The 21,205-nt window shown below is 70.1% G+C and carries 33 protein-coding genes; 30 read left to right on the forward strand and 3 right to left on the reverse strand.

What is annotated here, in order from left to right; translation table 11 throughout:
• The first annotated feature begins 249 nt into the window (after positions 1–249).
• The 29 genes from rpsJ to rplQ all read left to right on the forward strand — a co-directional run bounded on the left by rpsJ (position 250) and on the right by rplQ (position 16,518).
• Positions 250–558 carry a 30S ribosomal protein S10 gene (rpsJ, locus tag E7744_RS03990; RefSeq protein WP_010145320.1) on the forward strand — a complete coding sequence of 103 codons (309 nt, stop codon included), beginning with the start codon at positions 250–252 and terminating at the stop codon, positions 556–558.
• A gap of 20 nt (positions 559–578) precedes the next feature.
• Complete coding sequence (rplC, locus tag E7744_RS03995; RefSeq protein ID WP_137773011.1) at positions 579–1,229, forward strand: 50S ribosomal protein L3; 651 nt, start codon at positions 579–581, stop codon at positions 1,227–1,229.
• Positions 1,230–1,234: 5 nt separating this feature from the next.
• Positions 1,235–1,885: a 50S ribosomal protein L4 gene (gene rplD / locus E7744_RS04000; protein WP_137774827.1), complete on the forward strand. Its 651-nt coding sequence runs from the start codon at positions 1,235–1,237 to the stop codon at positions 1,883–1,885.
• Positions 1,882–2,187 carry a 50S ribosomal protein L23 gene (gene rplW, locus E7744_RS04005; RefSeq protein WP_115931893.1) on the forward strand — a complete coding sequence of 102 codons (306 nt, stop codon included), beginning with the start codon at positions 1,882–1,884 and terminating at the stop codon, positions 2,185–2,187. Before rplD ends, rplW begins: the two co-directional genes overlap by 4 nt.
• A 37-nt stretch (positions 2,188–2,224) precedes the next feature.
• Complete coding sequence (rplB, locus tag E7744_RS04010) at positions 2,225–3,064, forward strand: 50S ribosomal protein L2 (protein WP_137773012.1); 840 nt, start codon at positions 2,225–2,227, stop codon at positions 3,062–3,064.
• Positions 3,065–3,076: 12 nt separating this feature from the next.
• A complete protein-coding gene (gene rpsS / locus E7744_RS04015) occupies positions 3,077–3,358 on the forward strand; it encodes a 30S ribosomal protein S19 (protein WP_137773013.1) in 282 nt (93 codons plus the stop codon).
• Positions 3,359–3,404: 46 nt separating this feature from the next.
• The gene (rplV, locus tag E7744_RS04020) at positions 3,405–3,767 is read left to right on the forward strand and encodes a 50S ribosomal protein L22 (RefSeq protein ID WP_029139314.1); all 363 of its coding nucleotides are present in this window, start codon (positions 3,405–3,407) and stop codon (positions 3,765–3,767) included.
• Positions 3,768–3,770: 3 nt separating this feature from the next.
• Positions 3,771–4,577, forward strand: a complete 807-nt coding sequence (gene rpsC, locus E7744_RS04025; protein WP_137773014.1) for a 30S ribosomal protein S3 — start codon at positions 3,771–3,773, stop codon at positions 4,575–4,577.
• Entirely contained in the window at positions 4,577–4,993 is a 417-nt protein-coding gene (gene rplP / locus E7744_RS04030; RefSeq protein WP_137773015.1) for a 50S ribosomal protein L16, read from the forward strand. Before rpsC ends, rplP begins: the two co-directional genes overlap by 1 nt.
• 2 nt (positions 4,994–4,995) lie before the next feature.
• Positions 4,996–5,271, forward strand: a complete 276-nt coding sequence (gene rpmC / locus E7744_RS04035; protein ID WP_137773016.1) for a 50S ribosomal protein L29 — start codon at positions 4,996–4,998, stop codon at positions 5,269–5,271.
• A complete protein-coding gene (rpsQ, locus tag E7744_RS04040) occupies positions 5,268–5,546 on the forward strand; it encodes a 30S ribosomal protein S17 (RefSeq protein ID WP_137773017.1) in 279 nt (92 codons plus the stop codon). The genes rpmC and rpsQ overlap by 4 nt, the downstream gene beginning before the upstream one ends.
• Before the next feature lie 336 nt (positions 5,547–5,882).
• A complete protein-coding gene (gene rplN, locus E7744_RS04045) occupies positions 5,883–6,251 on the forward strand; it encodes a 50S ribosomal protein L14 (RefSeq protein WP_137773018.1) in 369 nt (122 codons plus the stop codon).
• A gap of 5 nt (positions 6,252–6,256) precedes the next feature.
• Positions 6,257–6,598 (forward strand): 50S ribosomal protein L24, encoded by a 342-nt coding sequence (rplX, locus tag E7744_RS04050; protein ID WP_137773019.1) that lies wholly within the window; start codon positions 6,257–6,259, stop codon positions 6,596–6,598.
• A complete protein-coding gene (gene rplE / locus E7744_RS04055) occupies positions 6,598–7,194 on the forward strand; it encodes a 50S ribosomal protein L5 (protein WP_137773020.1) in 597 nt (198 codons plus the stop codon). The genes rplX and rplE overlap by 1 nt, the downstream gene beginning before the upstream one ends.
• Before the next feature lie 71 nt (positions 7,195–7,265).
• On the forward strand, positions 7,266–7,664 hold the full coding sequence (rpsH, locus tag E7744_RS04060; RefSeq protein ID WP_137773021.1) for a 30S ribosomal protein S8: 399 nt from the start codon (positions 7,266–7,268) through the stop codon (positions 7,662–7,664).
• A 29-nt stretch (positions 7,665–7,693) separates the two neighbouring features.
• Positions 7,694–8,227, forward strand: a complete 534-nt coding sequence (gene rplF, locus E7744_RS04065) for a 50S ribosomal protein L6 (RefSeq protein WP_137773022.1) — start codon at positions 7,694–7,696, stop codon at positions 8,225–8,227.
• A complete protein-coding gene (gene rplR, locus E7744_RS04070; RefSeq protein WP_137773023.1) occupies positions 8,227–8,601 on the forward strand; it encodes a 50S ribosomal protein L18 in 375 nt (124 codons plus the stop codon). Before rplF ends, rplR begins: the two co-directional genes overlap by 1 nt.
• A complete protein-coding gene (gene rpsE, locus E7744_RS04075; RefSeq protein ID WP_137773024.1) occupies positions 8,598–9,377 on the forward strand; it encodes a 30S ribosomal protein S5 in 780 nt (259 codons plus the stop codon). The genes rplR and rpsE overlap by 4 nt, the downstream gene beginning before the upstream one ends.
• Positions 9,370–9,606, forward strand: coding sequence for a 50S ribosomal protein L30 (gene rpmD / locus E7744_RS04080; RefSeq protein ID WP_137773025.1), 237 nt, complete (start codon positions 9,370–9,372; stop codon positions 9,604–9,606). The genes rpsE and rpmD overlap by 8 nt, the downstream gene beginning before the upstream one ends.
• Positions 9,599–10,057, forward strand: coding sequence for a 50S ribosomal protein L15 (gene rplO / locus E7744_RS04085; RefSeq protein ID WP_137773026.1), 459 nt, complete (start codon positions 9,599–9,601; stop codon positions 10,055–10,057). The genes rpmD and rplO overlap by 8 nt, the downstream gene beginning before the upstream one ends.
• A 171-nt stretch (positions 10,058–10,228) precedes the next feature.
• Entirely contained in the window at positions 10,229–11,536 is a 1,308-nt protein-coding gene (gene secY / locus E7744_RS04090; protein WP_137773027.1) for a preprotein translocase subunit SecY, read from the forward strand.
• Between the two features lie 41 nt (positions 11,537–11,577).
• Entirely contained in the window at positions 11,578–12,207 is a 630-nt protein-coding gene (locus E7744_RS04095; RefSeq protein WP_137773028.1) for an adenylate kinase, read from the forward strand.
• Positions 12,208–12,217: 10 nt separating this feature from the next.
• Positions 12,218–13,057, forward strand: a complete 840-nt coding sequence (map, locus tag E7744_RS04100) for a type I methionyl aminopeptidase (RefSeq protein ID WP_256376027.1) — start codon at positions 12,218–12,220, stop codon at positions 13,055–13,057.
• Positions 13,058–13,267: 210 nt separating this feature from the next.
• Entirely contained in the window at positions 13,268–13,489 is a 222-nt protein-coding gene (gene infA, locus E7744_RS04105) for a translation initiation factor IF-1 (RefSeq protein ID WP_137773030.1), read from the forward strand.
• A 41-nt stretch (positions 13,490–13,530) separates the two neighbouring features.
• The gene (gene rpmJ / locus E7744_RS04110; protein ID WP_010145295.1) at positions 13,531–13,644 is read left to right on the forward strand and encodes a 50S ribosomal protein L36; all 114 of its coding nucleotides are present in this window, start codon (positions 13,531–13,533) and stop codon (positions 13,642–13,644) included.
• Positions 13,645–13,918: 274 nt separating this feature from the next.
• Complete coding sequence (gene rpsM / locus E7744_RS04115) at positions 13,919–14,287, forward strand: 30S ribosomal protein S13 (protein ID WP_137773031.1); 369 nt, start codon at positions 13,919–13,921, stop codon at positions 14,285–14,287.
• 46 nt (positions 14,288–14,333) lie between these two features.
• Positions 14,334–14,738 (forward strand): 30S ribosomal protein S11, encoded by a 405-nt coding sequence (rpsK, locus tag E7744_RS04120; RefSeq protein ID WP_137773032.1) that lies wholly within the window; start codon positions 14,334–14,336, stop codon positions 14,736–14,738.
• A 147-nt stretch (positions 14,739–14,885) separates the two neighbouring features.
• Positions 14,886–15,887, forward strand: a complete 1,002-nt coding sequence (locus E7744_RS04125; protein ID WP_137773033.1) for a DNA-directed RNA polymerase subunit alpha — start codon at positions 14,886–14,888, stop codon at positions 15,885–15,887.
• A gap of 70 nt (positions 15,888–15,957) precedes the next feature.
• Positions 15,958–16,518, forward strand: coding sequence for a 50S ribosomal protein L17 (rplQ, locus tag E7744_RS04130; RefSeq protein ID WP_137773034.1), 561 nt, complete (start codon positions 15,958–15,960; stop codon positions 16,516–16,518).
• 129 nt (positions 16,519–16,647) lie between these two features.
• Here the strand turns inward: rplQ and E7744_RS04135 are convergent, their stop codons facing one another.
• Entirely contained in the window at positions 16,648–17,487 is an 840-nt protein-coding gene (locus tag E7744_RS04135) for a type II CAAX prenyl endopeptidase Rce1 family protein (protein WP_137773035.1), read from the reverse strand.
• A gap of 61 nt (positions 17,488–17,548) precedes the next feature.
• On the opposite strand from E7744_RS04135, the gene truA reads away from it, so the two are divergent.
• Positions 17,549–18,592: a tRNA pseudouridine(38-40) synthase TruA gene (gene truA, locus E7744_RS04140; protein ID WP_137773036.1), complete on the forward strand. Its 1,044-nt coding sequence runs from the start codon at positions 17,549–17,551 to the stop codon at positions 18,590–18,592.
• Here truA and E7744_RS04145 read toward each other — a convergent pair.
• Together E7744_RS04145 and E7744_RS04150 are read right to left on the reverse strand one after the other, a co-directional pair.
• Entirely contained in the window at positions 18,578–19,378 is an 801-nt protein-coding gene (locus E7744_RS04145) for an A24 family peptidase (protein WP_210417154.1), read from the reverse strand. The genes truA and E7744_RS04145 overlap by 15 nt on opposite strands.
• On the reverse strand, positions 19,375–21,192 hold the full coding sequence (locus E7744_RS04150; RefSeq protein WP_137773037.1) for a cell wall metabolism sensor histidine kinase WalK: 1,818 nt from the start codon (positions 21,190–21,192) through the stop codon (positions 19,375–19,377). The genes E7744_RS04145 and E7744_RS04150 overlap by 4 nt, the downstream gene beginning before the upstream one ends.
• Positions 21,193–21,205: the final 13 nt, after the last annotated feature.

Consider the following 21,205-nt stretch of genomic DNA (forward strand, 5'->3'; position numbering starts at 1 on the left):
CACCGCCGCCCGTGACCAAACACAACACCAATCCCCACACTGGATCGGCGGTCCGGTGCGCCTGCCCGCGATTGCGGAGCAAGTCACGACACGCCCGACCGCGTGGGTCGATGCCCCGGCAGGGCGAGGAACCCGGAGGACTCCGGATTCGGCCTGCGCGGGTGAAGAGAAGAAGCGCGGGACCGGCACGCCGGCCCCGTCGCACACAGGGACAGGTACGGACAACAAGTACGAAAGAGGCATGACGCCATGGCGGGACAGAAAATCCGCATCCGGCTGAAGTCGTATGACCACGAGGTCATCGACACTTCGGCTCGGAAGATCGTCGACACGGTCACGCGCGCAGGCGCAACGGTGGTGGGCCCGGTGCCGCTGCCCACCGAGAAGAACGTGTACGTCGTGATCCGCTCTCCCCACAAGTACAAGGACAGCCGCGAGCACTTCGAGATGCGCACGCACAAGCGGCTCATCGACATCATCGACCCGACGCCGAAGGCCGTGGACTCGCTCATGCGCCTCGACCTGCCGGCGGACGTCAACATCGAGATCAAGCTCTGAGAGGGAGGTGCTGAGAAACTATGACCATCACCCGTAATGTCAAGGGCCTGCTGGGCACGAAGCTCGGCATGACCCAGGTGTGGGATGCCGACAACAAGCTCATCCCCGTCACCGTCGTGCAAGCCGAACCCAACGTCGTCACCCAGCTGCGCTCCGCCGAGGCCGACGGCTACACCGCCGTCCAGATCGCCTACGGCCAGATCGACCCGCGCAAGGTCACCAAGCCGCTCGCCGGCCACTTCGAGAAGGCCGGGGTCACCCCGCGCCGCCACGTGGTCGAGCTGCGCACCGCCGACTCCGCCGACTACACCCTGGGCCAGGACGTCACCGTCGAGGTCTTCGAGGCCGGCCAGAAGGTCGACGTCGTCGGCAACACCAAGGGCAAGGGCTTCGCCGGTGCCATGAAGCGCCACGGCTTCTCCGGCGTCGGCGCCTCCCACGGTGCCCACAAGAACCACCGCAAGCCGGGCTCGGTCGGCGGTGCCTCCACCCCGGGCCGCGTCTTCAAGGGCCAGCGCCTGCCGGGCCGGATGGGCAACGTCCGCCAGACCACCCAGAACCTCACCCTCCACGGCGTCGACGTGGAGAAGAACCTGCTGCTCATCAAGGGCGCCGTCCCCGGCCCCCGCGGACAGGTCGTCCTGGTTCGCACCGCAGTGAAGGGAGCATGAGCTTCATGGCCACGAACTCTGAAGCCAAGGTCGTCTCCGTCGATCTCCCCGCCGAGATCTTCGACGTCCAGTCCAACGTGCCGCTGATGCACCAGGTCGTGGTGGCCCAGCTGGCCGCCGCCCGCCAGGGCACCCACAAGGTCAAGCGCCGGGGCGAGGTGTCCGGTGCCGGCCGCAAGCCGTTCAAGCAGAAGGGCACCGGCCGCGCCCGCCAGGGCTCCATCCGCGCCCCGCACATGACCGGTGGTGGCGTGGTCCACGGCCCCGAGCCGCGTGACTACTCCCAGCGCACCCCCAAGAAGATGAAGGCCGCCGCCCTGCGCGGTGCCCTGTCCGACCGTGCCCGCAACGGCCGCGTCCACGTGATCGAGGAGCTGGTCTCGGCCGGCACCCCGTCCACGAAGGCCGCCAAGTCCGCCCTGGCCTCGCTGACGGCCGGCCGCAAGAACGCCCTCGTGGTCATCGACCGCGCGGACGACGCCGCGGCCCTGTCCGCCCGCAACCTGGAGTCGGTGCACACCCTGTACTTCGACCAGCTGAACACCTACGACGTCCTGGTCAGCGACGACGTGGTCTTCACCAAGGCTGCCTTCGAGGGCTTCGTCCAGGCGGCGTCCGCGGCGAAGGCCGGCGCACAGAAGGAGGATGCCCAGTGAGCGGCTCCATCAACAAGAACCCCCGCGACGTGGTCATCGCCCCGGTCGTGTCGGAGAAGAGCTACGGCCTGATCGACGAGGGTAAGTACACCTTCCTGGTCGACCCGCGCTCGAACAAGACCGAGATCAAGCAGGCGGTGGAGGCCATCTTCTCCGTCAAGGTTGACTCGATCAACACCCTTAACCGTGCCGGCAAGCGCAAGCGCACCAAGTTCGGTTGGGGCTCCCGCAAGAGCACCAAGCGCGCGGTCGTGACGCTCAAGGAAGGCACGATCGACATCTTCGGAGGTCCGCTCGCCTGACGGCGCGGCGGAGACCACTTAATCGAGGAACTGACACATGGCTATCCGTAAGTACAAGCCGACCACCCCGGGCCTGCGTGGCTCGTCCGTGGCCGACTTCGCAGAAATCACCCGGACCACCCCGGAGAAGTCGCTGCTCCGCCCGCTCTCCAAGAGCGGCGGCCGCAACAACTCCGGCAAGATCACCACCCGCCACAAGGGCGGCGGCCACAAGCGCCAGTACCGCGTCGTCGACTTCCGTCGCCACGACAAGGACGGCGTGCCGGCGAAGGTCGCGCACATCGAGTACGACCCGAACCGCACCGCCCGCATCGCCCTGCTCCACTACGTGGACGGCACCAAGCGCTACATCCTGGCCCCGGCCAAGCTGAACCAGGGTGACACGGTCGAGGCCGGCGCCACCGCGGACATCAAGCCCGGCAACAACCTGCCGCTGCGCAACATCCCGCTCGGCACCGTGATCCACGCCGTGGAGCTGCGCCCGGGTGGCGGCGCCAAGCTGGCCCGCTCCGCCGGGTCCTCCATCCAGCTCGTGGCCCGCGAGGGCCGGTACGCGCAGCTGCGCCTGCCCTCCGGCGAGATCCGGAACGTGGACGTGCGCTGCCGCGCCACGATCGGCGAGGTCGGCAACGCCGAGCAGTCGAACATCAACTGGGGCAAGGCCGGGCGCATGCGCTGGAAGGGCGTCCGCCCGACCGTCCGCGGCGTGGTCATGAACCCCGTCGACCACCCGCACGGCGGTGGCGAGGGCAAGACCTCCGGTGGTCGCCACCCGGTCAACCCCAACGGCAAGCCCGAGGGCCGCACCCGCCGCCCGAACAAGGAAAGCGACAAGCTCATCGTGCGCCGTCGCCGTACCGGCAAGAACAAGCGATAGGAGCCTGGAGACATGCCACGCAGCCTGAAGAAGGGCCCCTTCGTTGATCAGCACCTCTACCTCAAGGTGGACGCTGAGAACGAAAAGGGCACCAAGAACGTCATCAAGACCTGGTCCCGCCGGTCCATGATCATCCCCGACATGCTCGGGCACACGATCGCGGTGCACGACGGTCGCAAGCACGTCCCGGTGTTCATCACCGAGTCGATGGTCGGGCACAAGCTCGGCGAGTTTGCCCCCACGCGCACGTTCCGCGGCCACGTGAAGGACGACCGGAAGGGCAAGCGCCGCTGATCGCGGTGACTGCCCCGCCGACAGAGAATTCGAAAGAAGGAAAGCAATGGAAGCCAAGGCAATTGCGCGCCACCTGCGTGTAACGCCGATGAAGGCCCGGCGCGTCGTCGACCTTGTCCGTGGCAAGCAGGCGAACGAAGCACTGGCCATCCTGAAGTTCGCCCAGCAGGGCGCTTCGGAGCCGGTGTACAAGCTGGTCGCCTCCGCGGTGGCCAACGCCCGGGTGAAGGCCGACCGTGAGGGCCTGGCGTTCAACGAGGACGCCCTGTTCATCACCGAGGCCTTCGTCGACGAAGGACCGACCATGAAGCGGTTCCAGCCGCGGGCCCAGGGCCGCGCCGGACGCATCAACAAGCGCACCAGCCACGTCACCGTGGTCGTTGCCACCGAGGAAGAGGAGGGGAAGTAACCCATGGGTCAGAAGATCAACCCGAACGGATTCCGCCTCGGCATCACCACCGACCACGTCTCGCACTGGTTCGCTGACTCCACGAAGGAGGGCCAGCGGTACAAGGACTTCCTCAAGGAAGACATCAAGATCCGCGAGCTGATGACCGACGGCATGGAGCGCGCCGGCATCTCCAAGGTGGAGATCGAGCGCACCCGTGACCGCGTGCGGGTGGACATCCACACCGCCCGCCCGGGCATCGTCATCGGCCGCCGCGGCGCCGAGGCCGACCGCATCCGCGGCGAGCTCGAGAAGCTCACCGGCAAGCAGATCCAGCTGAACATCCTCGAGGTCAAGAACCCCGAGGTCGACGCGCAGCTGGTCGCCCAGGGCGTCGCCGAGCAGCTGGCCTCCCGCGTGGCCTTCCGCCGCGCCATGAAGAAGGCCATCCAGTCGGCCACGCGCGCCGGTGCCCAGGGCATCCGGATCCAGTGCGCCGGCCGCCTGGGCGGGGCCGAGATGTCCCGCTCGGAGTTCTACCGCGAGGGTCGGGTGCCGCTGCACACCCTGCGGGCGAACATCGACTTCGGCAAGTTCGAGGCCAAGACGACCTTCGGCCGCATCGGCGTGAAGGTCTGGATCTACAAGGGCGACCTGACGGCCAAGGAACTGGCCGCCAAGGAAGCCGCAGCACCGTCCGGCCGTGGCCGCGGTGGCGACCGTCGTGGTCCGGGCGGCGGCGGCGAGCGTCGCCGGCGCCAGGACCGGGCGCCGCGCGAGGCCGGCCAGCAGGGCGCGCCGCAGGGCGCCGCTGAAGGAGGCAACGCCTGATGCTGATTCCCCGTCGAGTCAAGTACCGCAAGCAGCACCACCCGAAGCGCTCGGGCAACGCCAAGGGCGGCACCGCCGTCACCTTCGGCGAGTGGGGCATCCAGGCCCTGTCCCCGGCGTACGTGACGAACCGGCAGATCGAGTCCGCCCGTATCGCCATGACCCGCTACATCAAGCGTGGCGGCAACGTGTGGATCAACATCTACCCGGACCGTCCGCTCACCAAGAAGCCGGCCGAGACCCGCATGGGTTCCGGCAAGGGTTCCCCCGAGTGGTGGGTCGCCAACGTCAAGCCGGGACGCGTGCTCTTCGAGCTCTCCGGCGTGAGCGAGGACGTGGCCCGCGAGGCGCTGCGCCTGGCAATGCACAAGCTGCCGCTGAAGGCACGTATCGTCCGCCGAGAGGGTGGTGAGTGATCATGGCTATCGGTTCCAAGGAACTGAACGTCGAGGCCCTGGACGGCCTGGACAACGCCCGTCTGGCCGAGGAGCTCAAGCGCTCCAAGGAGGAGCTGTTCAACCTGCGGTTCCAGTCGGCCACCGGCCAGCTGGACAACCACGGCCGCCTGAAGACCGTGAAGCGGGACATCGCCCGGATCTACACGATCCTGCGCGAGCGTGAGCTGGGCATCCGCGAGGACGTCGTGGCCCCGGCCGCCGACAAGACCGAGAAGACCGAGGAGGAGGCGAAGTGACCGAGAACGTGAGCACCGAGGCCGCACGCGGCTACCGCAAGTCCGTCCGCGGGATCGTGGTCTCCGACAAGATGGACAAGACCATCGTCGTCGAGGTCGAGGACCTGAAGAAGCACGCCCTGTACGGCAAGGTCATGCGCTCGACCAAGAAGGTCAAGGCGCACGACGAGGAGAACTCGGCCGGCATCGGCGACCGCGTGCTCCTCTCCGAGACCCGCCCGCTGTCCGCCACCAAGCGGTGGCGCCTGGTGGAGATCGTCGAGCGCGCCAAGTAAGGCGAACCCCCCGGACACAGGGGCCCCGGACTGCGATTGGCAGACCGGGGCCCCTGTGCGCTAGGATGGTGTGGCTGTGCGCCCTTGTTGGCGGGACTATCCACCCCGCGCGCCAGGGGTTTCGCGAACAACCTCCCGACCAGCCGCCTCGGCCTTGCCCTGCGGACTGCGGGTGCGGAGCACCGTCGTCGCCCGTCTGAACCGGGGCCACGGCAGGACCGGACCGGCGGATCCGCCTCCAGGGGCAGGGGTAAGCAGCCCGGGAAGACAACAATATCCGTTCCGCAAGGCTCGCCCAGGTCTGGGGGAGAACCAGCGCGACGACAGGAGTAACGAGTGATTCAGCAGGAGTCGCGGCTCAAGGTCGCCGACAACACCGGGGCCAAGGAGATCTTGACCATCCGTGTTCTCGGCGGGTCCGGACGCCGCTACGCAGGCATCGGCGACACGATCGTCGCCACCGTCAAGGACGCCATCCCCGGCGGCAACGTCAAGAAGGGCGACGTCGTCAAGGCCGTCATCGTGCGGACCAAGAAGGAGCGCCGTCGTGCCGACGGTTCCTACATCCGCTTCGACGAGAACGCCGCCGTCATCCTCAAGGCCGACGGCGAGCCGCGGGGCACCCGCATCTTCGGCCCCGTGGGCCGCGAGCTGCGTGACAAGAAGTTCATGAAGATCGTGTCGCTGGCACCGGAGGTGATCTGACCACCATGGCAAAGATCAAGAAGGACGATCTCGTCCAGGTCATCGCCGGCAAGGACAAGGGCAAGCAGGGCAAGGTCCTGCGCGTGTTCCCGTCCCGTGACCGCGTGCTCGTGGAGGGCGTGAACCGCGTCACCAAGCACCTGCGCGCCGGCCAGAACAACAACGGTTCCACCGAAGGCGGCCTGCAGGTCGTCGAGGCCCCGGTCCACATCTCCAACGTGGCCGTCGTGGACCCGGAGACCAAGAAGCCGACCCGCGTGGGCTACCGCTTCGAGACCGTGGAGAAGAACGGCGAGACCAAGACCGTCAAGGTCCGCTTCGCCAAGGCCTCCGGAAAGGAGCTGTGATGACTGAGGTGCAGACTGCAGACACCACCGCTGCCCCGAAGGTGACCCCGCGCCTGAAGACGAAGTACCGCGAGGAGATCCGTGCTGCCCTGCAGGACGAGTTCACCTACGGCAACGTCATGCAGGTCCCCGGCCTGGTCAAGGTCGTGGTGAACATGGGCGTCGGCGAGGCCGCCAAGGACTCGAAGATCATCGACGGCGCGATCCGCGACCTGACCCTGATCACCGGCCAGAAGCCGCAGGTCACCAAGGCCCGCAAGTCCATCGCCCAGTTCAAGCTGCGCGAGGGCATGCCGATCGGCACCCACGCCACCCTGCGCGGGGACCGCATGTGGGAGTTCCTGGACCGCCTCGTCACGTTCGCGCTGCCGCGCATCCGTGACTTCCGCGGCCTGAGCCCGAAGCAGTTCGACGGCAACGGCAACTACACCTTCGGCCTGTCCGAGCAGTCGGTCTTCCACGAGATCGACCAGGACAAGATCGACCGCGTGCGCGGCATGGACATCACCGTGGTGACCACCGCCAAGAACGACGACGAGGGTCGTGCGCTGCTCAAGGCGCTCGGCTTCCCGTTCCAGACGACCGACAAGAAGTAAGCATCTACGTCGCAGGTCCCCACCGGTGAACCGGGAAGGGAAACCACGACGAGGAAGGGCACGAAGCCCACATGACCATGACAGATCCTGTCGCAGACATGCTCACGCGTCTGCGCAACGCCAACTCGGCCTACCACGACTCGGTCGAGATGCCGTCCTCCAAGCTGAAGATCCGGGTCGCCGAGATCCTCAAGGCCGAGGGCTACATCGCCGACTACACCGAAGAGGACGCCCAGGTGGGCAAGAAGCTCGTCATCGAGCTGAAGTTCGGTCCCCAGCGCGAGCGGGCCATCGCCGGCCTGCGCCGCATCTCCAAGCCGGGCCTGCGCGTGTACGCGAAGTCCACGAACCTCCCGCACGTGCTGGGCGGCCTGGGCATCGCCATCCTGTCCACCTCCTCCGGTCTGCTCACCGACCGCCAGGCAGCCAAGAAGGGCGTGGGTGGGGAAGTCCTCGCCTACGTCTGGTAATCGGCGCAACGGAAGAAAGGTAGAACAGCATGTCACGTATTGGACGTCTTCCGATCACCGTGCCGTCCGGCGTCGATGTCACCATCGACGGCTCGACCGTGTCCGTCAAGGGCCCCAAGGGTGAACTGAGCCACGTGGTGGCCAACCCCATCGAGGTCTCGCTCGAGGAGGGCACCCTGACGGTGACCCGCCCGAACGACGAGCGCGAGTCCCGGTCCCTGCACGGGCTGACCCGTACCCTCATCGACAACATGATCGTGGGGGTGACCAACGGCTACGAGAAGCAGCTCGAGGTCATCGGCACCGGTTACCGCGTGCAGGCCAAGGGCCAGGACCTCGAGTTCGCCCTCGGCTACTCCCACCCCGTCCCGGTGAAGGCCCCCGAGGGGATCACCTTCACGGTCGCCGGCAACAAGGTGACCGTGGCCGGCATCGACAAGCAGCAGGTCGGCGAGACCGCTGCGAACATCCGCAAGCTGCGCAAGCCCGACCCGTACAAGGGCAAGGGCGTGCGCTACGCAGGCGAGGTCATTCGCCGCAAGGCCGGAAAGGCAGGTAAGTGATGTCCACGCTGAAAGTGAAGGGCAAGGGCAAGTTCGTCTCCCGCACCCGCCGCCACCTCCGTGTCCGCAAGCGGATCTCCGGCACCGCCGTGCGCCCGCGCCTGGTCGTCAACCGCTCTGCCCGGCACATGTTCGTGCAGGTCGTGGACGACACCCGCGGCGTGACCCTGGCCTCGGCCTCCACCATGGAGGCGGACCTGCGCGCCCTCGAGGGCGACAAGTCCGCCAAGGCACGCCGCGTGGGTGAGCTGGTCGCCGAGCGCGCCAAGGCCGCCGGCATCGAGGCCGTCGTGTTCGACCGCGGCGGCAACAAGTACCACGGCCGCGTGGCCGCCGTCGCGGACGGTGCCCGGGAGGGTGGGCTGCAGCTGTGAGCGAGACCAACAACGAGAAGGGCACTCAGGTGACCGAAAGCACTGAGAACACTGCCGCCGGCACCGTCTCGGAGACCGCGGCCGGCTCGGCCGGCCAGTCCACCGAGGCCGGCCGCGGCGGCAACGACCGCGGCGGCCGGGGCAACGACCGCGGCCGTGGCGGCAACGACCGCGGTGGCCGCGGCGGTCGCCGCGACGACCGCGGTGGCCGCGGTGGCCGCGACGAGGAGAAGGACAAGTTCCTCGAGCGCGTCGTCGCGATCAACCGCGTCTCCAAGGTCGTCAAGGGCGGCCGTCGGTTCTCCTTCACCGCGCTGGTCGTCGTCGGCGACGGCGAGGGCCTGGTGGGCGTCGGCTACGGCAAGGCCAAGGAGGTCCCCGCGGCGATCTCCAAGGGCGTGGAGGAGGCCAAGAAGTCCTTCTTCCGCGTGCCCCGCGTCGGCTCCACCATCCCGCACCTCGTGCAGGGCGAGGACGCCGCCGGCGTCGTCCTCCTGCGCCCGGCCTCCCCGGGTACCGGCGTGATCGCCGGTGGTCCGGTGCGCGCCGTGCTGGAGTGCGCCGGTGTCCACGACGTGCTCTCCAAGTCCATGGGGTCCGCCAACGTGATCAACATCGTGCGCGGCACCGTGGACGCCCTGAAGAAGCTGGAGGAGCCGCAGGCCGTGGCTGCCCGCCGTGGCAAGTCGCTGGACGAGGTCGCTCCCCACGCCATGCTCCGCACCCTGGAGCAGGACCGTGCGAAGAAGAAGGCAGGTGTGGCGGCGAATGGCTAACACCAACAACGGCAGCACCCGGAAGAACCTGGCCGCGAGCGGTGCCACGCTGGCGATCACCCAGGTCAAGTCCGCCATCGGCGGGAAGCAGAAGCAGCGCGACACCCTGCGCTCCCTGGGCCTGAAGCGGATCGGCCACACGGTCACCCGCACGGCCGACGAGGTCACCGTGGGCATGGTCAACGCCGTGCCGCACCTGGTGGCAGTTGAGGAGGTCAACAATGGCTGACGAGATCCAGAACGCCATCAAGGTCCACGACCTGCGCCCCGCGCCGGGGTCCAAGAAGGCCAAGACCCGCGTGGGTCGTGGTGAGGGCTCCAAGGGCAAGACCGCCGGTCGCGGTACCAAGGGCACCTCGGCCCGCTACCAGGTGAAGGCCGGCTTCGAGGGCGGGCAGCTGCCGCTGCAGATGCGCCTGCCGAAGCTGCGCGGGTTCAAGAACCCGTTCAAGGTCGAGTACCAGGTCGTGAACCTGGACAAGCTGTCGGCGCACTTCCCGGCCGGCGGCGACGTGACCGTGGACGACCTGGTCGCCAAGGGCCTGGTCCGCAAGAACCAGCCGGTGAAGGTCCTCGGGACCGGCGAGATCACCGTGGCCGTGAACGTGAAGGCCCACGCCTTCTCCGCGTCCGCGGTCGAGAAGATCTCCGCCGCCGGCGGCTCCACCGCGACGGCCTGATCCCCGCCGCGATCGGATCCGATCCCCCCTGCGCACGGCCCCCGTGCCGCGTTCCCCCCGTCCGCCGGGCGGGGGACGCGGCGCGGGGGCCGTGCCGTTTCCGATAGACTCGCCCAGTGGCCCGGCCCGTGTGCCCGCGGCCGCAGCCCCACCCCACCTCCAGGAGGACGCTTGTTCAGCGCGATTGCCCGGGTCTTCCGGACGCCCGACCTGCGGCGAAAGATCTGGTTCACCCTCGGGATCATCGTCATCTACCGGCTGGGCGCCTTCGTCCCCGCCCCGGGGGTGGACTACGGCACCGTCCAGGTGTGCCTGGACCAGGGCAACACCTCCGGCGGGCTGTACTCGTTCGTGAACATGTTCTCCGGCGGCGCCATGCTGCAGGTCTCCGTCTTCGCGCTGGGCATCATGCCGTACATCACGGCCGCGATCATCATCCAGCTGCTGCGCGTGGTCATCCCGCGCTTCGAGGAACTGCAGAAGGAGGGCGCGCAGGGACAGTCGAAGCTGACCCAGTACACGCGCTACCTCACCATCGCCCTCGCGCTGCTCAACGCCACCACGATCGTCTCCCTGGCCCGGACCGGGGCGCTGCTGGGCTGCAACCTGCCGATCGTGCCGGACGACTCCCTGTGGACGATCCTGCTGATGATCGTCGCGCTGACCGCGGGCGCCATCCTCGTGATGTGGCTCGGCGAGCTCATCACCGAGCGCGGCGTCGGCAACGGCATGTCCCTGCTGATCTTCCTGTCCATCGCCGCGGGCTTCCCGGCCGGCCTCGGCCAGATCTGGACCACCCAGGGCTGGCGCGTGTTCGGCATCGTGACGGTGGTGGGCCTGCTGACCATCATGGCCGTGGTGTTCGTGGAGGAGTCCCAGCGCCGGGTGCCGGTGCAGTACGCCAAGCGCCAGATCGGCCGGCGCACCGTGGGCGGCACGACCACCTACATCCCGATCAAGGTCAACATGGCCGGCGTCATCCCGGTCATCTTCGCGTCCTCGATCATGATGCTCCCGGGCATCCTGGTGCAGTTCAACACCCCGCAGGACGGCAGCACGCCGCCGCCGTGGGTCCTGTTCCTCTCCCAGTACTTCGGCACGGGCTCGCACCCCGTGTACATGACCCTGTTCTTCCTGCTGACCGTGTTCTTCACGTACTTCTACGTGACCATCACGTTCAACCCGGTCGAGATCAGCGACAACATGAAGAAGTACGGCGGCTTCATCCCCGGCGTGCGCGCCGGGCGCCCGACCGAGCGCTACCTCGAGTACGTCATCAGCCGGATCACGTTCCCGGGCGCCCTGTACCTGGGCATCCTGGCGATGATCCCGATGATCGCGTTCGTCCTGATCAACGCCAACCAGAACTTCCCCTTCGGCGGCATTTCCATCCTCATCATGGTGGGCGTGGCCCTGCAGACCATCAAGCAGATCAACGCCCAGATGGAGCAGCACAACTACGAGGGGCTGCTCCGGTAGCAGGTAGCATTCCCCCTGACCGACGACAGTAAGGAACCACCATGACCCGCATGCTGATCATGGGCCCTCCCGGGTCCGGCAAGGGAACCCAGGCTGCCCGCATCGCGGACAAGCTCGGCATCGTGGCCATCTCCACGGGCGACATCTTCCGCTACAACGTCAAGGAGATGACGGAGCTGGGCCGCGAGGCCAAGCAGTACATCGACAACGGCGACTTCGTGCCGGACGACGTCACCAACCGGATGGTCGCGGACCGGCTGCGCCAGCCCGACGCCCAGCACGGGTTCCTGCTGGACGGCTACCCGCGCACCGCGGGCCAGGTCGAGGCCCTGGACGCGATGCTCGCCGAGCGCGACGAGAAGCTGGCCGTCGTGGTCGAGCTGACCGTGCCGGACGAGGAGCTCGTCGCCCGCCTGCTGCACCGCGCCGAGACCGAGGGCCGCGCGGACGACACCGCCGAGGTCATCCAGCACCGCCTGGACCTGTACCACGAGCAGACGGAGGCCGTGGTCGGCTCCTACGTGGAGCGCGGCATCGTGGCCCGCGTGGACGGCACCGGGCAGATCGACGACATCACCGAGCGCCTGCTGCAGGCCGTGTACTCGGTGCGGGAGAGGACCGGCACGCTGCCCGTCGTCTCCAAGGTCGACGCCGGCGACGCGGAGTCCTGAGCGCTTGCCCGTGACCAGCCGCCAGGTCGAGCTCAAGACCGTCCCGCAGATGCAGACCATGCACCGCGCGGGACTGGTCCTCCACCGCGCCCTGGACGCCGCCGTCGCCGCGGCCGTCCCGGGGACCACCACGGCCGCCGTCGACGCCGTCTTCGCGGGCGTCCTGGCCGAGGCCGGGGCCACGCCCAACTTCCTGGGCTACTACGGCTACCCGGCCACCATCTGCGCCTCGGTCAACGAGGAGGTGGTGCACGGGATCCCGGGGGAGCGCGTGCTGCAGGCCGGTGACGTGCTGAAGATCGACGGCGGCTGCATCATCGACGGCTGGCACTCCGACTCGGCGCGCACGGTGGTGCTCGGCAGCTCCGCCGCCGGCACGGCCGACCCCGAGGACGAGCGCCTGTCCGAGATCACCCGGCAGGCACTGTGGGTGGGCATCGCCGCCTTCGCGACCGCCAAGTACGTGGGGGACATCGGGGACGCGATCGACGACTTCGTCTCCTCCCAGCCGGGCGCCCCGCTGGGGATCCTCGAGGACTACGTGGGCCACGGCATCGGCACCGCCATGCACCAGGCCCCGGACGTGCTCAACTACCGCTCGCGGCACCGCGGGCCGAAGGTCAAGCCGGGGCTGTGCCTGGCGATCGAGCCGATGCTCGTGCGCGGGGGACTGGACACGGACGTGCTCGAGGACGAGTGGACGGTCGTCACCCGTGACGGCGCCCGCGCCAGCCAGTGGGAGCACTCCGTGGCCCGGCACCGCGGCGGGATCTGGGTCCTCACCGAGCCCGACGGCGGCGCCGCCGGCCTGGCGGCCCACGGCGTCGTCCCGGTGCCCCCGGGCGCCTGAACCCCACCGGTCCGGCCACCGCGGTCGGGTCTCCCCGGTCCGGCGAGCCGATTTCCCTTCCTTGGCGCCAGCCGCTACCATGGATTGCTGGTTGTCTCTGCGGTGCGTCAGCGCCCGGATCCGGCAACCGGTACCATCCCCGTCCTGTCCCGTCCCACCGCGGCCGCGTGCCGTCGGGGGAGTGGACCGGGCACTACGTAAGTGGAGGACATGGCTAAGAAGGAAGGTGTCATCGAGGTCGAGGGCACGGTCAGCGAGGCATTGCCGAATGCGATGTTCCGCGTCCGCCTGCAGAACGATCACGTCGTTCTGGCGACGATCTCGGGAAAGATGCGTCAGCACTACATCCGGATCCTCCCCGAGGACCGGGTCGTGGTGGAACTTAGCCCGTACGACCTCAACCGGGGTCGCATCGTGTACCGCTACAAGTAAACCCGCCCATTCACTGAACAGCTAGCGCTGGAGGAGGAACCATGAAGGTTCAGCCGAGCGTGAAGAGGATCTGCGACAAGTGCCAGGTCGTGCGCCGCAAGGGCCGCGTCCTCGTCATCTGCGAGAACCCACGCCACAAGCAGCGCCAGGGCTGACCTCGTCCCCCGACGGGATCGTCCGCGCGCAGCACCCCCCGGCCCCCTGAGGGGCCAAGGTCCAGTCCGGACCGAACAGCAGCACAGCCGTCCTCGTGGCGGCAACCCCTGGACGCAGAGGCCGGGGACCCGAACCGCGGTCACGCCCGGGTCGGCGGGATGATCCTCCGGAACTTCGCCGGGGCCGCCGCAGGGCACCGCAGGGAAGAGATTCCCGGGTGAGGGGACGTGCTGGTGCAGACCTCTGCTCCAGAAGAACCAGGAGGACGGCCACATGGCACGTCTAGCAGGCGTCGACATCCCGCGCGAGAAGCGCGTCGTCATCGCTCTTACGTACATCTTCGGCGTGGGCCAGACCCGCTCCGAGCAGACCCTGGCGGCGACCGGGATCGATCCGAACACCCGCGTGAAGGATCTGACCGACGATCAGCTGGTGGCCCTGCGCGACTACATCGAGGGCAACTTCAAGGTCGAGGGCGACCTGCGGCGCGAGGTCGCCGCGGACATCCGCCGCAAGGTGGAGATCGGCTCCTACGAGGGCCTGCGCCACCGTCGTGGCCTGCCCGTCCGCGGCCAGCGCACCAAGACCAACGCCCGCACGCGCAAGGGTCCGAAGAAGACCGTTGCCGGCAAGAAGAAGTAACGACTCTTCCGGCCCCGCCAAGATCCAGCTTTCGTAGGAGACACACATGCCCCCCAAGACACGCGCTGCGGGCGTCCGCAAGCCTCGTCGCAAGGACAAGAAGAACATCACCGTGGGCCAGGCCCACATCAAGAGCACCTTCAACAACACCATCGTGTCCATCACGGACACCACCGGTGCCGTCATCTCGTGGGCCTCGGCTGGCGAGGTGGGCTTCAAGGGCTCGCGCAAGTCCACCCCGTACGCCGCGCAGATGGCCGCCGAGAAGGCCGCCAAGGCTGCCCAGGAGCACGGGCTGAAGAAGGTCGACGTGTTCGTGAAGGGTCCCGGCTCCGGTCGCGAGACCGCGATCCGTTCGCTGCAGGCCGCCGGGCTCGAGGTCGGTTCCATCTCGGACGTGACCCCCTCCGCCCACAACGGTTGCCGTCCGGCCAAGCGCCGCCGCGTCTGACCCCCGTACCGAGCGCACGCCCCGGGCGGTGGTCCACGTCCAGTGGACCCCGCCCCGGGGCGTGCGCGCCGGTGCTTCCAGCCCACCCCATTCGTTTCCACCCATCGTGTGCGTCATATGGCGGACGCTCGCCGAAAGGAAATGTCAGTGCTCATTGCACAGCGCCCCACGCTGACTGAAGACGTCGTCGCCGACAACCGCTCCCGGTTCATCATCGAGCCCCTGGAGCCCGGCTTCGGCTACACCCTCGGAAACTCCCTCCGCCGGACCCTGCTGTCCTCCATCCCCGGCGCTGCCGTCACCAGCATCCGCGTGGACGGGGTGCTGCACGAGTTCAGCACCGTCGCCGGTGTGAAGGAAGACGTCACCGAGGTCATCCTGAACATCAAGAAGCTCTCGGTCTCCTCGGAGCACGACGAGCCCGTCGTGGCCTACCTGCGCAAGCAGGGCCCCGGCGTCGTCACCGCCGCGGACATCACGTCCCCGGCCGGCGTCGAGATCCACAACCCGGACCTGCACATCGCCACCCTGAACGGCAAGGGCAAGTTCGACATGGAGCTCATCGTGGAGCGTGGCCGTGGCTACGTCACCGCCGCCCAGAACAAGGCCGCCGACGCGGAGATCGGCCGGATCCCGGTCGACTCCATCTACTCGCCGGTCCTGAAGGTCACCTTCAAGGTCGAGGCCACCCGCGTGGAGCAGCGCACCGACTTCGACCGGCTGATCCTGGACGTGGAGACCAAGGAGTCCATGCTGCCGCGTGACGCCGTGGCCTCGGCGGGCACCACCCTGGTGGAGCTCTTCGGCCTGGCGCGCGAGCTGAACGTGGACGCGGAGGGCATCGAGATCGGCCCGAACCCGACCGAGTCGGACATCACGACCGACCTGGCCCTGCCGATCGAGGACCTCGAGATGACCGTGCGCTCCTACAACTGCCTGAAGCGCGAGGGCATCCACACCGTCGGCGAGCTGGTCGCCCGGTCCGAGGCCGACCTGATGGACATCCGGAACTTCGGTGCCAAGTCCATCGACGAGGTCAAGGAGAAGCTGACCGAACTGGGTCTGTCCCTGAAGGACTCCCCGGCTGGCTACGACCCCTCGATGCACTCCCAGGAGTCCGACGAGGAGTCCTACGGCGCCGAGTACTGAGCCGCCGTACCACCACCCATAGCGTCCTGGCGGCCGGCAGCCGCCAGGGTCCATCTGAGGAGAAACACCAATGCCTACCCCCACCAAGGGACCGCGCCTGGGCGGCGGCCCTGCCCACGAGCGGATCATGCTGGCCAACCTCTCGGCCAACCTGTTCGAGCACAAGAAGATCACCACGACGGTGACCAAGGCCAAGCGCCTGCGTCCCTTCGCCGAGCGCCTGATCACCTTCGCGAAGAAGGGTGACCTCGCGTCCCGCCGCAAGGTCCAGGGCATCATCTCGGCCAAGAACCGCACGAACAAGACGATCGTGCACGAGCTGTTCACCGTGATCGCCCCGGCCATGGCCGAGCGCGAGGGTGGCTACACCCGCATCACGAAGATCGGCAACCGCCACGGCGACAACGCCCCGATGGCCGTCATCGAGCTCGTCATGGAGCCGGTGTCCGCCAAGCAGGCCGTGGTGAAGGAGGCCGAGAAGGCCGCCGAGACCGCCGCGCCGGCCGAGGCCCCCGCTGCCGGGGCTCCCGCTGCCGGGGCTCCCGCTGCCGAGTCCACCGAGGCGCCCGCCGCCGAGGCCCCGGCCACCGAGGCTCCGGCCGAGACCGAGGAGAAGACCGAGGACAAGTGATCCTCGCCTGATCCCCGGCACCCGCCGACGGACCGGCCCGCCCCCAGCACCACGGTGCAGGGGGCGGGCCGGACCCGTTTGACGACGGCGGCGGAACCGCGGCGGTCGCGGAGCGACCCGAGGCGGGCGTCAGACGAGGCCCGAGGCGAGGACGAAGATCGCTCCGCCGTGGGCGACCGTCGCGCCGAGCACGCCCTGGCGCATGGCCACGACGGCGCACACGAGTCCCTCGAGGAGGGTGAAGGCGACGACCGGCCAGCCGAGGTCGGTCAGCAGGTACGCCAGGGCCAGGTGCGCGGCGGCGAAGACCAGCCCGGACAGCAGGGCCGCCCGCCACCGTCCGGTGCGCCCCGGGGTGGCGTCCTCGAGGTGGGCCTGCAGGAAGCCGCGGAACAGCACCTCCTCCACGAGGTTGCCGCACAGTGCGAACACGGCCAGCGCGACGAGGACCCCGCCGGCCACCGCCCCGCCCCGCTCGTCCAGGGGCACGACGCCGGCCCCGCCCGCGAGGGCCGGGAACCACGTGCCGAGGGTGCCGTAGAGCCAGAGGAAGGGCGCGACGATCACCGCCGCGCCGGCCAGGCCGGCGAGGACGGAGAGCCACCAGCGCGGTCCGCTCCACAGCACCGTCCAGCGCAGGTCCCGGCACGCGAGCACGATGCCGGCCGCCAGCGCGAGCGAGGCGACGGCCAGGACCAGGAGGGCGACCGGGTCGTCGGTGAAGCGCAGCCACGGCACGGGCGGGACTGCGGTACCCGGGACGGCGTCCGGCCCGCCACCGGCCTCCCGGCCCACGACGCCCATCTCCCACAGCCCGTGGGTGGTCATCGCGTCGCGGGCGAAGACGAAGCCGAGGACCAGCACGAGGATCCGCACGCCGTGGGCCTGCCGGGGGAGCAGGGCGGCGATGATGCCGATGAGCACGAGGCCCGGCGTGACGGTGAGCAGGTACGGGATCCACGACTCCATGCCAGCCATTCTGCCGTGGCGGCTGGGAGCCCGGTGCCGTCGTCGTCCTAGGATGAAGCCCATGCTCCCGTCGCTCCCGTCCCCGCCGCCCGCCCCGGACGCGAGCCCGGAGGCACGTCCGGACGCGGCTCCGGCAGCCCCGGGGCCGGACGAGGCCCTCGGCCTGGCGCCACGGAGCACCCCGGACGCCCCCGCCCTCGTGCGGGTCCGCCTCGACCTCGCCTACGACGGGACCGACTACAGCGGCTGGGCCACCCAGCCCGGGCTGCCCACGGTCCAGGGGGCGCTGGAGGAGGCCCTCGCGACGATCATCCGCCGCCCCGTGCGCACCGTCGTCGCCGGCCGCACGGACGCGGGGGTGCACGCCCGCGGTCAGGTCGTCCACCTCGACCTCACCGAGGCCGAGTGGCAGGGGGTGACGCGGAACCGCGAGGGCCTGGAGCCGGCGTCGACCCTCGTCCGCCGGCTGGCCGGTGCGCTGGGCCGCGAGCACGGGGCGCTGGCCATCCACCGCGCGGCGGTGGCGCCCGAGGGATTCGACGCCCGCTTCTCGGCGCTGTGGCGCTCGTACAGCTACGCGATCAGCGACGTCCCGGCCACGCGCGACCCGCTCAATCGCCGGTACACCTACTGGCACAAAGCTCCGCTGGACGTGGCCGCGATGCAGGCCGAGGCCGAGTCGGTCCTGGGCCTGCACGACTTCCTGACCTTCTGCCGACCGCGCGAGGGGGCCACCACCATCCGCGAGCTTCAGGACTTCGGGGTCACCCGGGACGAGCGCACCGGACTCATCACGGCCCGGCTGCAGGCGGACGCGTTCTGCCACAACATGGTCCGGGCGCTCGTGGCGGCCGTGGTCCAGGTGGGGGAGGGCCGCCACGAGCCGGGGTGGGTCGCCCGGCGGCTCGGCGCCATGGTCCGCGACGCCCAGACCCGGCTGGCCCCGCCGCACGCCCTCGTGCTCGAGCACGTCCAGTACCCCGACGACGGCGCGGACCCGGGTGCCCACGCCGCGCGCGCCGAGGGGACCCGGGCGCGCCGGTCGGCGCACGAGACGGCACGGGAGCCGGCGGGAGAGGACGGAGCCCGGTCAGCCGGCCAGTAGCACCACGGACAGCGTGCCGAGCAGCATCGCGGGGCCGTAGGCGAAGCGGTCCCGCCGGCCGGCGAGCCGGGCCAGCAGCAGCACCGTCGCCATGACGGCGCCGAGCACGAAGCCGGACAGGGCCGTGGCCACCCACGCCGACCAGCCCAGCCATCCGCCGTAGGCGCCGAGCACGGCGGCGATCTTCACGTCGCCCATGCCCAGGCTGCCCGGCGAGACGAGCGCGAGCAGCAGGTACACGGCGAACAGCCCGGCGGCCCCGGCGGCGGCCCCCGCCAGGCGCAGCGGCTCGCCGAGCCCGAGGGCGGCCACCGCCAGCGCGACCGCCGCGGCCACGCCGAAGGGCCCCACGAGCCGGTTCGGCAGCAGCCGGCTGCGCAGGTCGATCGCGCCCAGGGCGACGACGCCGGCCCCGAGCACCAGCGCGGCCGGCCACGCCCAGGGGGAGGTGACGGCCAGCACGGCGGCGGCCCAGGCGATCGCGGTGGCGAGGGCCAGGACGGGACGCCAGCGGCGGGGCAGCGTCGTGCGCTCCTCGGCGGCGGCCAGCGACCAGCCCCACCAGCCGACCCCGGCGCCCGCCACCGCGGCGAGTCCCGCGAGGAGGAGGGTGACCAGGAGGTCGGGAGCGCCGGGAGTGCCGGGGAAGGCGGACAGGACGGGGAGGGCCGGCAGGTCGAGGGCGCCGGACGGGACGGGGAGGGCCGGCAGGTCGAGGGCGCCGGACGGGACGGGGAGGCCGGACAGGACGGGGAGCGGGGCGGGAAGCACGGCGGGGACGGTCATCGGCTCCTCGCGTCCGCGGGGTCGTGGGCGGGGTCGTGGGCGGCATCGTCGGCGGGCCCGCCGGACCGGCCACCAGGCCGGTCACCGGCGGGGGAGGGCGCGCCGGACCGGGGGCCGGGGCGGCCGCCGTCGGGCGCCTCGTCCGCGGCCAGGGGCAGGCGGACGGTGAAGGTGGTCCCCTCGTTGGGGCGGCTGCGGCACTCGATGGTGCCGCCGTGGGCGTCCACGATCGACTTGCAGATGTACAGGCCCAGGCCCACGCCCGGCACCGCGCTGTGCCGCGCCGAGTCCGCGCGGTAGAACCGGGTGAAGGCGTTGCCCGCCTCCGCCTCCGTCATGCCGCGGCCCCGGTCCTGGACCTCCACGACCGCCTCGCCGTCCTCCGAGGCGAGGGCCCGGACGAGCACCTCCCCGCCGACGGGTGAGTACTTGATGGCGTTGACGAGCAGGTTGTCCAGGACGCGGCGCATCCGGATGGGGTCCACGAGTGCCGGCAGCTGGTGCGGGAGGTCGAGGGCGAGGTCCACCTCCGCGTCGGTGGCCGCGTGCTCCGCCGCCGCCACGGTTTCCTCGATCAGCTCCACGAGGTCCGCGGGCAGGGGCACGGCCTGCGGGGCGCCGGCGGAGGAGTGCAGCAGGTCCTGGACGATGGACTGCATGTGCTCGGCGCCGTGGACGATCGCCGCCAGGTCCCGCTCCGCACGTTCCGGCAGCCCGCCGCGCTCGAGGGCCAGGTCCGCCCGGCCCAGGATGGCGGACAGGGGGGAGCGCAGGTCGTGGGTCACCGTGGCCAGGAGCTGGTCCCGGGCGGTGACGGCGTGCAGCAGGTCGGTGACGTCCGTGAACGCGAGCACGGAGCCGCGCCGGGCCGGGCCGTCCCACACCGACCTCGCGGTGACGGACACGGCCCGCGGGTGCTCGCAGTCCCCGATCCACAGCAGCTGGCGGGAGAAGTCCTCCCCGGACAGCGCCCGGGCCACCGGGCGGCGCGCGGCCGACACGGGGCGGCGGCCGTCCGCGCCGAGCACGAGGAAGTCCGGCTCGGACGCGGCCGGGTCCTCCGCCGCGCGCGGGTCCCCGGGGGCGGCCACCGCCAGCAGCCGCTGCATCTCGGCGTTGCGGCTCACGGCGTGGCCGTCCTCGTCGATGACGAGGATGCCGACGTCGATGGCCGCCAGTCCCGCGCTGAGCAACTCGGCCGAGTGACGGGACTCCTCCACCGCCCGCTCGGCGGCCTCGCGCTGCTCGGCGAGCAGGCGGTCCTGCTCGCGCTGGTGGACCGTGGCGGCGTGGACGGAGACCGCCAGGGCGATGACGCCCAGCGGCAGGAGCAGGGCCAGCACCGTCTGGCCCGGTGTGGTGGGCGGATGGCTCAGCCAGGCCGGGAGCGCGACCAGGGCGGCGCCCATCAGCAGCAGGGTGAGCATCCACCGGCCGTGGAGGCCTGAGGCGGCCAGCCAGACGGCGGGGAAGACGACCAGCATGCCCAGGGCGTGCCCGTAGCCGGGCACGGCCAGGACGGCCAGCGCGACGGCGGCGACGTCCAGGACGGGGATCACCAGGGGACTGCCCGGCGGGAGCCGGGGCCACGGCACCGCGAGCCCGAGGACGAGGAGGGCCAGGGCGCCCAGGAAGGCCGTGGCCGTGATGACGGCCGCCGTGGCCGTGCCGCCCGTGGTCGCCGTGCTGATCCAGACGAGGGCGAGGAGCCCGGTCAGCGGGAGCTGCAGGATCGTCGTGGCCGTCCGGCCCTCACGGACCTGCAGCAGGCTCCGCGCCAGCGCGGTGGTCCAGGTCTCCGGTGAGCGGCTCATGGCATCAGTATGA

Source organism: Citricoccus sp. SGAir0253 (assembly GCF_005877055.1).
In the GTDB taxonomy this organism is placed as follows: Bacteria; Actinomycetota; Actinomycetes; order Actinomycetales; family Micrococcaceae; genus Citricoccus.

Coding starts and splice junctions, on each gene's coding strand:
- rpsJ (WP_010145320.1), top strand. CDS start 250: ATGGCGGGACAGAAAATCCGCATCCGGCTGAAGTCGTATGACCACGAG.
- rplC (WP_137773011.1), top strand. CDS start 579: ATGACCATCACCCGTAATGTCAAGGGCCTGCTGGGCACGAAGCTCGGC.
- rplD (WP_137774827.1), top strand. CDS start 1,235: ATGGCCACGAACTCTGAAGCCAAGGTCGTCTCCGTCGATCTCCCCGCC.
- rplB (WP_137773012.1), top strand. CDS start 2,225: ATGGCTATCCGTAAGTACAAGCCGACCACCCCGGGCCTGCGTGGCTCG.
- rpsS (WP_137773013.1), top strand. CDS start 3,077: ATGCCACGCAGCCTGAAGAAGGGCCCCTTCGTTGATCAGCACCTCTAC.
- rplV (WP_029139314.1), top strand. CDS start 3,405: ATGGAAGCCAAGGCAATTGCGCGCCACCTGCGTGTAACGCCGATGAAG.
- rpsC (WP_137773014.1), top strand. CDS start 3,771: ATGGGTCAGAAGATCAACCCGAACGGATTCCGCCTCGGCATCACCACC.
- rplP (WP_137773015.1), top strand. CDS start 4,577: ATGCTGATTCCCCGTCGAGTCAAGTACCGCAAGCAGCACCACCCGAAG.
- rpmC (WP_137773016.1), top strand. CDS start 4,996: ATGGCTATCGGTTCCAAGGAACTGAACGTCGAGGCCCTGGACGGCCTG.
- rplX (WP_137773019.1), top strand. CDS start 6,257: ATGGCAAAGATCAAGAAGGACGATCTCGTCCAGGTCATCGCCGGCAAG.
- rplE (WP_137773020.1), top strand. CDS start 6,598: ATGACTGAGGTGCAGACTGCAGACACCACCGCTGCCCCGAAGGTGACC.
- rpsH (WP_137773021.1), top strand. CDS start 7,266: ATGACCATGACAGATCCTGTCGCAGACATGCTCACGCGTCTGCGCAAC.
- rplF (WP_137773022.1), top strand. CDS start 7,694: ATGTCACGTATTGGACGTCTTCCGATCACCGTGCCGTCCGGCGTCGAT.
- rplR (WP_137773023.1), top strand. CDS start 8,227: ATGTCCACGCTGAAAGTGAAGGGCAAGGGCAAGTTCGTCTCCCGCACC.
- rpmD (WP_137773025.1), top strand. CDS start 9,370: ATGGCTAACACCAACAACGGCAGCACCCGGAAGAACCTGGCCGCGAGC.
- rplO (WP_137773026.1), top strand. CDS start 9,599: ATGGCTGACGAGATCCAGAACGCCATCAAGGTCCACGACCTGCGCCCC.
- E7744_RS04095 (WP_137773028.1), top strand. CDS start 11,578: ATGACCCGCATGCTGATCATGGGCCCTCCCGGGTCCGGCAAGGGAACC.
- infA (WP_137773030.1), top strand. CDS start 13,268: ATGGCTAAGAAGGAAGGTGTCATCGAGGTCGAGGGCACGGTCAGCGAG.
- rpmJ (WP_010145295.1), top strand. CDS start 13,531: ATGAAGGTTCAGCCGAGCGTGAAGAGGATCTGCGACAAGTGCCAGGTC.
- rpsM (WP_137773031.1), top strand. CDS start 13,919: ATGGCACGTCTAGCAGGCGTCGACATCCCGCGCGAGAAGCGCGTCGTC.
- rpsK (WP_137773032.1), top strand. CDS start 14,334: ATGCCCCCCAAGACACGCGCTGCGGGCGTCCGCAAGCCTCGTCGCAAG.
- rplQ (WP_137773034.1), top strand. CDS start 15,958: ATGCCTACCCCCACCAAGGGACCGCGCCTGGGCGGCGGCCCTGCCCAC.
- E7744_RS04135 (WP_137773035.1), bottom strand. CDS start 17,487: ATGGAGTCGTGGATCCCGTACCTGCTCACCGTCACGCCGGGCCTCGTG.
- truA (WP_137773036.1), top strand. CDS start 17,549: ATGCTCCCGTCGCTCCCGTCCCCGCCGCCCGCCCCGGACGCGAGCCCG.
- E7744_RS04145 (WP_210417154.1), bottom strand. CDS start 19,378: ATGACCGTCCCCGCCGTGCTTCCCGCCCCGCTCCCCGTCCTGTCCGGC.
- E7744_RS04150 (WP_137773037.1), bottom strand. CDS start 21,192: ATGAGCCGCTCACCGGAGACCTGGACCACCGCGCTGGCGCGGAGCCTG.